This is a genomic window from Gemella cuniculi DSM 15828 (assembly GCF_000425665.1).
Classification (GTDB): Bacteria; Bacillota; Bacilli; order Staphylococcales; family Gemellaceae; genus Gemella; species Gemella cuniculi.
In genome coordinates this window covers 51916-63492 of the sequence record NZ_AUDW01000017.1, presented here as the reverse complement: position 1 = coordinate 63492, position 11577 = coordinate 51916, and the positions used below count along the sequence as shown (strand labels likewise).

The 11577-nt window shown below is 28.9% G+C and carries 11 protein-coding genes; 5 read left to right on the top strand and 6 right to left on the bottom strand.

Annotation, left to right across the window (positions count from 1 at the left end; genetic code table 11):
- On the bottom strand, positions 1-185 hold a 185-nt coding region (locus H612_RS0102130; protein WP_027129969.1), incomplete at its 3' end, for a TIGR04197 family type VII secretion effector.
- 488 nt (positions 186-673) lie between these two features.
- Here H612_RS0102130 and H612_RS0102125 point away from each other — a divergent pair.
- Complete coding sequence (locus H612_RS0102125; RefSeq protein ID WP_027129968.1) at positions 674-1771, top strand: metallophosphoesterase; 1098 nt, start codon at positions 674-676, stop codon at positions 1769-1771.
- Positions 1772-1947: 176 nt separating this feature from the next.
- Here the strand turns inward: H612_RS0102125 and H612_RS0102120 are convergent, their stop codons facing one another.
- Both H612_RS0102120 and H612_RS0102115 read right to left on the bottom strand, forming a co-directional pair.
- Positions 1948-2367: a hypothetical protein gene (locus tag H612_RS0102120; RefSeq protein ID WP_027129967.1), complete on the bottom strand. Its 420-nt coding sequence runs from the start codon at positions 2365-2367 to the stop codon at positions 1948-1950.
- An 11-nt stretch (positions 2368-2378) separates the two neighbouring features.
- Complete coding sequence (locus tag H612_RS0102115) at positions 2379-2645, bottom strand: hypothetical protein (RefSeq protein ID WP_027129966.1); 267 nt, start codon at positions 2643-2645, stop codon at positions 2379-2381.
- 938 nt (positions 2646-3583) lie between these two features.
- Here H612_RS0102115 and H612_RS0102110 point away from each other — a divergent pair.
- From H612_RS0102110 to H612_RS0102100, 3 genes are all read left to right on the top strand, one after another.
- A complete protein-coding gene (locus tag H612_RS0102110) occupies positions 3584-5170 on the top strand; it encodes a hypothetical protein (protein ID WP_027129965.1) in 1587 nt (528 codons plus the stop codon).
- Between the two features lie 222 nt (positions 5171-5392).
- Entirely contained in the window at positions 5393-6610 is a 1218-nt protein-coding gene (locus H612_RS0102105) for a peptidoglycan bridge formation glycyltransferase FemA/FemB family protein (RefSeq protein WP_027129964.1), read from the top strand.
- A 301-nt stretch (positions 6611-6911) separates the two neighbouring features.
- A complete protein-coding gene (locus H612_RS0102100) occupies positions 6912-7250 on the top strand; it encodes a zinc ribbon domain-containing protein YjdM (RefSeq protein WP_027129963.1) in 339 nt (112 codons plus the stop codon).
- A 206-nt stretch (positions 7251-7456) separates the two neighbouring features.
- Here the strand turns inward: H612_RS0102100 and H612_RS08935 are convergent, their stop codons facing one another.
- On the bottom strand, positions 7457-7669 hold the full coding sequence (locus H612_RS08935; protein WP_211223591.1) for a nuclear transport factor 2 family protein: 213 nt from the start codon (positions 7667-7669) through the stop codon (positions 7457-7459).
- Positions 7670-7893: 224 nt separating this feature from the next.
- Here H612_RS08935 and H612_RS0102090 point away from each other — a divergent pair, with 224 nt between their 5' ends.
- The gene (locus H612_RS0102090; protein WP_027129962.1) at positions 7894-9090 is read left to right on the top strand and encodes a dicarboxylate/amino acid:cation symporter; all 1197 of its coding nucleotides are present in this window, start codon (positions 7894-7896) and stop codon (positions 9088-9090) included.
- Positions 9091-9335: 245 nt separating this feature from the next.
- Here the strand turns inward: H612_RS0102090 and H612_RS0102085 are convergent, their stop codons facing one another.
- Both H612_RS0102085 and H612_RS0102080 read right to left on the bottom strand, forming a co-directional pair.
- On the bottom strand, positions 9336-10400 hold the full coding sequence (locus H612_RS0102085) for an endonuclease/exonuclease/phosphatase family protein (RefSeq protein ID WP_027129961.1): 1065 nt from the start codon (positions 10398-10400) through the stop codon (positions 9336-9338).
- A gap of 89 nt (positions 10401-10489) precedes the next feature.
- The gene (locus tag H612_RS0102080) at positions 10490-11383 is read right to left on the bottom strand and encodes a DMT family transporter (protein ID WP_027129960.1); all 894 of its coding nucleotides are present in this window, start codon (positions 11381-11383) and stop codon (positions 10490-10492) included.
- Between the last annotated feature and the right edge of the window lie 194 nt (positions 11384-11577).

The window sequence follows — 11577 nt, the reverse complement described above, 5'->3', positions numbered from 1 at the left end:
GTTTTTGATATTTTACCAGCTGTTTGTTTTGATGCTTCTATACTATTTTGTGCATTAGTGTTGCCAGATACTGTTGTTTGAGTATCTTTTGATATATTTATTTCTTTAGAGATAGTACTGGCTATAGTTTGAAATGCGGTAGCACTTGTGATAGCTTGGTCTTTGTCAGATTGTAATATATTCATAATGACATCCTTTTTTTATTGCTTTTGTATTTATTATACTATAAGTTTTACATTTAGCATAATGATATTAGAAATAAATAAAAAACTTAGATTATAAAAATATCTAAGTTTTTATTGAATATATTTATTTGAGGCGAGTGGTAGGGTAGTTTAATATTAAGATAATCTTGTATATATTTCAAAACTGTTCACCTTCTTACATTGTAAATTTTACTCTTCGGCAGGGTAAGTAGCAGGGAACTTTATATCAAAAAGTTTATTTTAAAAAAAGAAGAAGCCTTTTAAATCAAAGCTTTTATTTATATATTTTATTATTCCATTATTACTATAATATACTATTTTATTTAAATTCTATTTTAAGTCAAGGAACTATACTTTTATAGATTTAGGGATTAGTTAAAATTTTAATATTATATAATATTTTGACTAAATTCCTTATTTTAGTTATTAAATTTTGTTAGTATAGAATATTTATGGAGGAAAATTTTATGTTAAATAACTGGAAAGCTATAGTAATGTTCCTTGGTGTTGCCATCTTCTATGAAGTATTAATAGTTCTTCTTTGGCTTGGTCTTAAATGGATGATTACACCTTTTATCGCACCAAAAATAAAACTTGTTATTGGAATATTATTTTTTATTTTCGCCAATTTTTCAATTTTAGGCTATGTGCTTAGGCTAGGTGCACCTATTGTTAATTATGGTAATATCTGGTTTTTCTATTTTACTAATGGAGTAGTAGTTGCTGTAATTTTACTTGTAGCTCGTTTAGTTTTAAAATTATTTAAACTTAATCTTTCCCAAGGTATTAGTTTAAGTATTACTACCATTTTTCTTATTGGGATGACCGCTTTAGGACTTTTTTGGGCATATTCTCCTACAGTAAAACATCAGACCATCAAAGTAAATAAGAAAATTGAAAGACCTATTAAGATTGCTATGGTTGCAGATATTCATCTTGGTACATTTTTCGGTAATGGTCAACTTGAAAAATTAAATAAAATTATAAATGATGAGAAACCTGATGCAATTATTATTGCTGGTGATATTATGGATGATGATATGGTTATGTACAAAAAACGTAATATGGGAGAAACTTTAAGCAAACTTTCTGCTCCTCTCGGAGTCTATACTGTTATGGGCAATCACGATAATGACGTTCGTGAAATTACAGAAGAAATCTCTAAAACTGGAATAAAAGTTTTACTCGATGAAAATACAAAACTAACCGATGAGATAACACTTGTAGGGCGTAATGATAAAACTGATCGTAATAGAAAATCTACAGAAGATTTATTAAAAGATGTCGATACGAATAAAACTACTATTCTTATTGATCACCAACCTGATGCAATAGCTCACCATAGCACACTTCCTATTGATGTTCAATTATCAGGTCATACACATCGTGGACAAATTTGGCCAATAAATTATATAACCGATCGTGTTTATGTCCTTGATCATGGTTATAAAGAGATTAATAATACACATTTCTTTACCACTAGTGGCTATGGATTTTGGGGACCACCATTCAAAACAACAGCACGTAGTGAAGTTTGGATGATCACGATAGAAGGAACAAAATAGTTCCACTAACTTAAAGAAAAATATAATATATAACTCTCTTTTAAGTTTATTACATCATCACATTTGATAAAAAACATAAGAAGTAGAATAAATTAGAATGTTCTTTAATTTACTCTACTTCTTTATTTATTTCATTTTGTATAAAAAATAAAATCTTATTTTATAAACCTAATACCTTATCTTATGCTATCCCATAATTCTTTTGCTTCTTTCAAGCCTATTCCATAATACTCTCTTATCAATTTTATATTATAAATATCTCCTTTAGTTCTATCTATAACAGTTTGTATATCAGAATAATCTTCCTGTACTTTAGATGAAAAATCATTCTCCTGAGTTTCGTAAGTTTTCACCCTATCCCATAAATTTTTTGAATCTAAAATGGTCAAATTATATTTTTCTCTAAGTAATTTTATATTTTCAAAATCTCCTTTGCTCCTATCTACAACAGAATTTAACTCTTCTTTATACTCATCTTGAATAAGTTTATTAAAAAGTTCTCTACTTTCATTTTCACTTTCTGGCGTGTTTTTTGCAGAGCGAAAGTATAATAATATAAATAGCAATACACCTAAAATAATTATTCCTATTTTCATATAAAATATCCCTACCTTCTATTTTTTAAAATTTCCCATAAACTTTTTGCATCTTTGTAGTTTAAATAGTATTTTTTTCTTAACGATGCAATATTAAAAGCATCATCTTGACTGTGATTTACAACTTGCTCTAGCTCTTTTTTATAACTTTTATCTTGAAGTCTCTTAAACGCTTCTTTGCTTATCTCATCTCTTTGCTTTTTCTTGTTCTGTACTGATGAAATCATAGCATAAACGAAAATAAAAGCTAGCATCACATAAATAACATTCATATTCATAATATCAACTCCTTCTATAAAAACTAAGCTAAGTAGATAATACACCCACTTATTGTCCAAAATTAACTAATTTTTGTACTATAACTAAAATAGCAATATCTCCTTTTACTAATTATATAATTTATAAAGATATATAGCAATATTTTTTTGAAAAATTCATACACACTTTATAAGCAAAATATATAATTTGATTGCTAATAAGGAAAGTTAGAAGATAATCCGCAGATATTTTCATAATTTTCCTTATTAAAAATTTATGTTAAGGAAGTACAATATATTATGAAAAATACACAAAAAAAGAAATATATGGTTTCAGAAAAAGTAAAAAAGGGCTTGCTTCGGCTATACTTGCCATTTCATTTATAGGTTCTGTAGCTTGTATATCTCATGAAGCACATGCTGCTGAAACTGATTCATCTTCTAATACTGCTATTATCGAAAAAGCAGAATTAAAAGAAGATGCGGACAATACTAATCTAGACACAAAAGAAACTACCTCTGATAAAGATGTTTCTACAAATTTAGATAATACTGAATCTGATAAAACTTTAAATACTGATAAAAACCTAGATAGTACTTTTGAAAATACTGAATCTGATGAAGTTTTAAAAGCTAACGAGACTTCTGAAGAAAGTGATAAAAAAGAAACTTCTACTACTTTAGAAAATTTCGTTGAAGCAGATGCTATAAATCCAGGGGATACTAAAATATCAGGAAGAACTCATCCGAAAAGTCATGTTTTTATTGACATAGATGACGTTGCTAAATCATCTGTTGATAATCCTCTTGTCGCTGATGAAGAAGGAAAATTCAAACTAGATTTAGGAAATGTCCCTGTCTACTACGGACAAAAAATTAAAATAACTTCTATTAGGGCTGAAGTATTAGAATCTGAAGATGAGGAAATTGAAGGTGGAGAAGCGGAACAAATTATCCAAATGCCACCTCACAACGAAACATATACACCACCAACAAAACGCTTAGAAAAAGAAAATGGTCGACACCAAGTTCTAACAAACCCTGTTTATATAGATCAAAACAAGGTTACTGGACATACTTCTGTTCGCGGTTCTGTTATGATGAGTGTTAATGGAGCCTTTATGACAGTTGAAAGTAAAATTGATGAAAATGGTTACTTTGAAACTAAGTTACAAGATGTTGCTGAAGGTCTAAAATTTAAAAAAGGCGATATCGTAAATTTATCATTTATTTCTGAAGATGGTGATCTTGTTATTAAAAATATTCCTATAAGAGAATTCTCTACAGAAGGTAAGAAAACTGAATCACCTTTTACTCCTAATACTATTAAGTCAAGCTCACCAACACTTTCTGGAAAAACAGAAAATGATTCACAAATTCATCTATATGATGCAGAAACTGGAAAATTCATTGCAGAAGCAATCTCTGATGAAAATGGTGACTACTCTGTCTCACTAACAAACGTTAAACCTGGTCAAAAGTTCTATCGTGTACATATTAGTTCAAATAATCAATATAATCACCTAACTCTTGATACAGTTGATGGTAAATCAGAAACTTTGAGTAATTCATTAATTCCTTATGTTTTGGATAAGTTAAATATTTTTGCAGAAGAGGAAGAATCAAGTATTTCACATAAAAATCCATTGTTTGTTCGTAAATTACATACAGAAACTAACCATTTTATAGGGCGTAGTATATTCCCTAATACGTATATAAAAATAACATCTTCTATTCAAGGTAAACAATACCCGCCACTTGTCGCTGATGAACTAGGTTACTTCGGTGTTGATATGCGTGATATCGAAAGAAAATTTGAAAAAGGTGAAAAAATTACTTTCCAAGTAATAGATCCTAAAACAATGGCAGAATTAACTTCTAAAACTTATACTATCATAAATCGTGAAGAAGAAGCACCATTAGAAGAACGAACTTTTACAACAGATATGGTTACGACAGATCACGGTTATCTAAAAGGAAAAACTGCACCAAATTTAGAAATTCAAGTATATAAAAACGGAAAATCAGACAACATTATAGCAAAAGCAACTTCTGATAATAAGGGAAATGTTGAAATCGACTTATTAAATCATCAATTAAAAGAAAATGATACTCTTTCTATAGTTGGTTATGACTTAGAAAATGGTCGCCAAATTTTTTGGAAACATATCCCTGTAATGAAAGGTTCAGGTATTCGTATTACTAAACCAAAAAATACAGATGAAATAAAAACTCCTAAGCCTTCTGATAAAAATGAATCACACAGTTCTAAAAAAGAAGAAAGTTCAAAAAATAATCCAGTAATGGATAATAAAAAACAAAACATAATACCTAAACTTCCAGAATCTCCTGTTAATAAAACTAACAGTCAAGATGATAAACTTAATAATTTACAAAAACAACTAGTAAATTATCAAAACATTGAAGTAAGCAAAAAAAATGCATTACCTGCAACTGGTACTACTACCAACAATTTAAATAATCTAGGTATTTTAGCTACTTTTGCATCTATACTACTATTAATGAGAAAAAATAAAATTAATTAAATTACTAAAAGAGAATAAGTCATAATATTTTAAATTCTTACCTCTATCTCACACTAAAATAAAACATTCAACCCAAAAATTTGAAAATAAAAAACTTTTGAATTACTCTCTATTGACTTTTTCTCAATACACTACTTGCCAGAAGCTCGTATATTTTTCATTGCTTTTTTTGGTTTAATTTGTTATGATAAGTTGGACTAAAAATCAAAGGATTTATGAAATATGAAATTTTTAAATAAAGTTGATAACGAAAAATATACAAAATTTATTAAAAACAATATGCTTGGTAATATGATGCAATCCATAGAATGGTCTAAAATTAAAACTACTTGGGGAAATGAGCGAGTTGTAGTTGTGGATAATAACAACAATATAATTGCAGCTGCCCAAATTCTTACGAGACAAGGTCTATGGTATATCCCTCGTGGTCCCATTTTGGACTATTCTAATGAAGAACTTATTAATTTCTTTTTAAATAATTTAAAAAACTTTGCTAAAGAAAAAAAAGCTAAGATGGTTAAAATTGATATACCAGTTGCAGTTAAAGATGAGAAATTAAATAACTTTAAAAATGTAAATATAGAGCATAAAAATAATAACTTACTCGAAACTTTTAGTAAAAACGGCTATAAGCATAAAGGATTTAGTTTAGATATGAGTAGTACTATTCAACCCCGATTTAACACTGTAACAAAACTTACAGATAATAATATCCCTGATTTATTCCCTAAAGATACTCGTAGACTTATCCGTGATGCTGAGAAAAAATTTGTGGAAGTAAGACGTTGTGGAAAGGAAAACTTAGATGACTTCCTATTCGCTTTAGAATGCACTGAAAAAAGAAAACATATCTCACTTAGAGGCCGCGATTATTTTGAAACACTTCTTGATACATTTGGGGAAAATGCACTACTTTACATTTCCTATATAAATGTTGAGAATTCTTTAAAATCATGTTATGAACGTAAAGAAATTTTGGAAAAAGAAATTTTGAATCTTGGAGAAAAATCACCTAAGAAAAAACGTACCTTACTTGAACAAGTTGCAGGAATTGATAAGTTAATTGATTTATTTAACAATTTAGAAATTAAAGATAAACACACCGACCAAGTTATTAGTGCAGCAATCACGATCGCTTATGGCAATCATGCTGAAATAATTTATGCTGGCATGAACGATGCTTTTTCAAAACTTCCTGCACAATATAAAGTCTTTTCTGATACAATGAAACAAGCACAAAATATGGGAGTTAGTGAAGTTTCTATGGGCGGAATTGAAGGAAGCCTTGATGACAGCTTATTAGGATTTAAATCAAAATTCTCCCCTAACATAGTTGAATATTATGGAGAATTTGATTTGGTCTTATCTCAAACATTTAATCTTATGTACAACTACGGATTACCACTTCGTAGAAAAATACTAAAACTGTTAAAAAAATAATATTTAAACAAGTGAAATAGGAACAGGCTATTTCACTTGTTTTTGTTATTTTTTTTAATCAACTATTATTTGTTAGATTAATATTAACAATTTATTATTCCTTATCCAATTCCTAAGTACACAATCTCCCCCATCTATTTCCTTTACATTTTATACAAAGAAAGTTTTTAACCAATAACTTCTCAAAAATATTATTTTTACTAAAAATCCCTGTATCGATAATTTTTTCATATATAATTTGCTATTATCCTTTTATATGGTATAATATGCTTTGTACTAAAAGAATTTATGGAGGAAAATAATGACGTTACCAAATTGTCTTAAATGTAATAGTGAGTATACTTATGAAGATGGGAACATGCTAGTATGCCCTATGTGTGCATATGAATGGACCCCAGAAGATACTCAAGAAGAAACTGAAACTGAAAAAGTTTTCCGTGATGCTAATGGAAATATTCTTCAAGATGGAGATACCGTTACTGTCATCAAAGATTTAAAAGTAAAAGGAAGTTCTCAACCACTTAAACAAGGTACAAAAGTCAAAAATATTCGTCTTGTAGACGGAGATCATGATATTGATTGTAAAATTGACGGCTTCGGTGCAATGAAATTAAAATCTGAATTTGTTAAAAAAATATAATAAACACTAAAAAGGAGCAATTCTATAAAATCGAGTTGATAGTGCAAACTAACTAATATTTTCACGGCTATACAGCTTAAGATATTAACGACTATCGTAAAATTAAGATTTTGAGTTGCTCCTCTTTTTAGAAATTTTATTTTAACTTTTGTTAAATTTTACTCTATCAAAACTTAAACTTACATTTCTTGGGAAATATCTTAATATTAAAATTTACCATTATTATGTGCTGATTCTGTCACAATAGTTTCCATTACGTCCCAATGTTCCGCAATTTTACCATTTTCCACTCTAAATAAATCATAAAAAGATGTTTGCTCTCCTGCAAAAGTACCCTCACTTACTGCAAGTGCAAAATTACCTTGAGCTAATATTTGATAAGTTTTATTATAAATCATAGTAATACCTTGCTCTGCCATTACAGAAAGTGCAGCTCCTAACCCAGATACACCATCTGCAATTCCTGGATTGTGTTGAATATAGTTGTCACTTTCAAAATATGTAAGGAGTTTTTAAGAAAAAAATTTTTTAAAAATATTTGATAGTAGAAATTTCTACTCTTTACAAAATAGATTTTTTCATGTATAATGTACAAGTGTCTTTTTAAAAAATACATTTTTCGATTAAACAAGGAGATTTATACATGAGTTTTTATAAAAAAATACCACTACTTGCTAAATTAGTTTTAGCCATTGTACTCGGAATTATTTTAGGAAGTGCGTTACCTACTTCTATTATTAGAATATTTGTAACTTTTTCTTCTATTTTTAGTTCATTTTTAGGATTTACTATTCCACTTATTATAGTTGGATTTATAGTCCCTGGCATTAGTCAAGTTTCCAATAATGCAGGAAAACTTTTAGGACTTTCGACTGGAGTTGCATATATCTCTACTCTTATCGCAGGAACTTTCGCTTTTCTAGTAGCAAAATTAGTTTTACCTAGTATACTAGCTAATGCTACTTTACAAACTTTCCAAAATCCAGAAGATCTAATGCTAAAAGGATATATAGATTTTAAAATGACCCCTATTTTTGACGTTACAACTGCACTTATTATTTCGTTTATTTTAGGTATCGGAATTTCTGCTATAAAATCTGAAGGTCTTAAACAAGGTTTTAATGATTTTGGAGAAATTATTGAAAAATTACTTTCTACAGTAATTATTCCACTTCTTCCTTTTTATATTCTTGGTGTATTTATGAATATTACCGCTTCTGGAGAAGTGTTTAAAATTTTAAAAATCTTCATTATGGTATTCGTAGTAATTTTAATTCTTCACTTAATAATAATTATTATTCAATACACTATTGCAGGTTCTGTAAATGGAAAAAATCCAATTAAAATGCTTGTTAACATTATACCAGCGTATATGACAGCAATCGGTACCCAATCATCAGCTGCAACTATTCCAGTCACTCTTAGAAGCACTAAAAAAATGGGTGTTGATAAAAATATTGCTAACTTTACTATTCCATTATTTGCAACCATTCACCTATCAGGTAGTACAATTACACTAACTACTTGTGCAACTGCGGTTTATTGGTTACAAAATGGAGCTGCGTTCCCATCGACAGCGGTGATGATTAAATTTGTTATTCTTCTTGGAGTAACGATGGTAGCTGCTCCGGGCGTACCTGGAGGCGGTGTTATGGCAGCACTTGGACTATTACAATCTGTTCTTGGTTTTAATGAAATCATGTTATCACTTATGATTGCACTTTATATTACACAAGATAGCTTTGGAACTGCATGCAATATCTCTGGAGATGGAGCATTATCAGCAATTGTTGATAAACTAAATCAAACCTTTTTCAAAAAAGAGAAACAAGAAGTATAAAATAAATCCCAAGATTTTGAGTTTTAAACTCGTTATCTTGGGATTTTTATTAGAAATTATATAACAATGCAGCAGAATAATTCCCTTTATTTCCTTATCATATATTTATCAAAATTTATAACTTTTGGATAAATTTGATTAACGATATAATATTTCGCAAAAAAGAATTTAAATATTGCCCCGTTTTCAAAATTTATTCATCTTTACGATAGCACACTTTTTTAAGTTCTTTTCTAACTTTGATATTACTTCAATCTATATCTTAATTTTACAGGATTATGGTCACTGTGATTGTAATCTTCTTCCAATGTTTTTACTTCTAATACTTCTATGTTATCACTTGCAATATACCCATCTATTAAAAACTCATAAGTATTTTTTGAATTTTTTTCGTACGGTTTATTGTTTAGCCTTGCTGATGGACGAGAAGAGTCGTAATAAAGTTTGAAATTCTTACCAAGTAAACTTTTATCAAATAACTCTGCTCTCCAAAGATTTTCTGGAACTCGCTCTATTTCTTCTCGTGTTAAATCTCTAAGTTCCTGGTTAAAATCTGCACCTAATAAAATATAATTTCCTTTGGCATACTCACTATTCATAAACTCTACAAGCATTTTAGTTTGAGCAATTTTCCCTTTATTATCTTTATCATAAGCATCCAAGTGAGCATTTATTAGAACTAGCTTTTTATCACTATTTTCTATGTTGCTGTAACTAACTGAAAACCCACGTTTGAGGTTTGCCAATCTCTCTGGAAAAGTAAATGGAATCGGCATTTGATACCTTTTTGCTTCTTCTACATTAAATTTAGTAGAAGTATAAATTCCACTGTTCATTTTTCCTAATGTTGGATAAGGATAGGGGATATATTTTACTTTGAAATTATAAGCAAAAATACTGCTATTGTCATTAAAATAATCATCCATATACTTTACTTGATTAATATTAAACGTTCGCTTAGAATTCTCATCCACCTCTTGTAAAAATGCGACATCAACGTTTTGTTCTTTTATAATCTTCGTAATATTTTTCAAATTATTCTCAACGTGTTCTTTATCAATAGGTAGTACCATCTTTCCACCATCCATAAAGAAATCAACATCTTTATCCATTCCAAAATAACCTACATTCCAATCCAATGCACTATACTCTGTATTTAATTTCACTACTTGACCTTGTTTTTTATTAATATTCAGGCTTTCCACATCACTTGGTTTGTATTCTGTTGCCATAAGGTAACCTACTAGAACACCAAAACAAAGTACGCAAACTAAAATAACACTTCCTAATACTTTAAATATCTTTCTCATAAAACCTCCTAAAAAGAATAATTAGTACTAAAAAACACTTTCCTCTCATTCTTTATCTACAAGACTATTTTAACAATTTTTTATTTTAATTATATTTTCGATTTTTTATCTCGTAATTGCGATATAATAATTCCAACTAAAACAATTACCATACCAATAGCTTCTCTCATACCAATATGTTCGTGAAGTATAAGAACCACTCCTATTGCTGCAACGACAGATTCTAAACTCATAATCAGTGATGTTGTATGCGGCGGAATTTCCCTTTGAGAGATGATTTGGAGAGTATACCCCACTCCACTAGATAAAATACCTAGAGCAAGTAAAGAACTCGCTACACTTAATATATCACTCCAAACAATAGTTTCTCTAAACAATGCTAAACTGATACTTAATACACAAACTACAACCAGTTGGATAATAGATAAAAACATCGAATTAACTCTTATAGCTGAATAATCAATGACTATAATATGTAATCCAAAGAAAATAGCACTAATAAAAACTATAATATCACCAAGTTCTAGCGTAAATTCTTCTTTAACTGATAGCAAATAAAAACCAACTACCGAAAGTATCAACCCTATAATAAAAAATTTATTGAGTTTGTTTCCTAAAAACACTCCTATAAAAGGCACTATGCAAATATACAAAACTGTTATAAATCCAGCCTTACCTGCCGTGGTCATACCAATACCAATTTGCTGAATATACATCGCTAAAAATAAAACAATGCCGCATAAACTACCTAATAACAATTTTTGTGATAATGAATTTTTTATATTAAGTTTAGGCGCTTGGCTCTTATACAAAGTTGGAAACAATAATGCAACTAATGTAATAAAAATAACCGCAATCAAGGACCTGATACCTACTACGGTTAAAGGTCCAAGAGCTTTACTAGCAATATTTTGCCAAATAAATGCTAATCCCCAAATAATAGTAACGCCGATTAATAATAATTCCGAAATAAATTTTCTCATCAGAACACCTTTCCTAATTCTTTCCTTCTATATTAAGATACATTTTATGAATACTTATTAAAACTTCTCTACAAGAATTTTTCTAAATAATTCTGCACTCTCTCAATTTTATATTTTTAAATAAAAAAATTCAACTGTTTTAGTTAAAAATACCAAATTTAATCTAGAAATAAATTCATAAAAATAGGAGTAGC

What these genes read in the sequence shown, in the direction of transcription:
- H612_RS0102085 (WP_027129961.1), bottom strand. Translation starts at nt 10,400, where the DNA reads ATGAGAAAGATATTTAAAGTATTAGGAAGTGTTATTTTAGTTTGCGTA.
- H612_RS0102105 (WP_027129964.1), top strand. Translation starts at nt 5,393, where the DNA reads ATGAAATTTTTAAATAAAGTTGATAACGAAAAATATACAAAATTTATT.
- H612_RS0102080 (WP_027129960.1), bottom strand. Translation starts at nt 11,383, where the DNA reads ATGAGAAAATTTATTTCGGAATTATTATTAATCGGCGTTACTATTATT.
- H612_RS0102090 (WP_027129962.1), top strand. Translation starts at nt 7,894, where the DNA reads ATGAGTTTTTATAAAAAAATACCACTACTTGCTAAATTAGTTTTAGCC.
- H612_RS0102125 (WP_027129968.1), top strand. Translation starts at nt 674, where the DNA reads ATGTTAAATAACTGGAAAGCTATAGTAATGTTCCTTGGTGTTGCCATC.
- H612_RS0102115 (WP_027129966.1), bottom strand. Translation starts at nt 2,645, where the DNA reads ATGAATATGAATGTTATTTATGTGATGCTAGCTTTTATTTTCGTTTAT.
- H612_RS08935 (WP_211223591.1), bottom strand. Translation starts at nt 7,669, where the DNA reads ATGGCAGAGCAAGGTATTACTATGATTTATAATAAAACTTATCAAATA.
- H612_RS0102110 (WP_027129965.1), top strand. Translation starts at nt 3,584, where the DNA reads ATGCCACCTCACAACGAAACATATACACCACCAACAAAACGCTTAGAA.
- H612_RS0102120 (WP_027129967.1), bottom strand. Translation starts at nt 2,367, where the DNA reads ATGAAAATAGGAATAATTATTTTAGGTGTATTGCTATTTATATTATTA.
- H612_RS0102100 (WP_027129963.1), top strand. Translation starts at nt 6,912, where the DNA reads ATGACGTTACCAAATTGTCTTAAATGTAATAGTGAGTATACTTATGAA.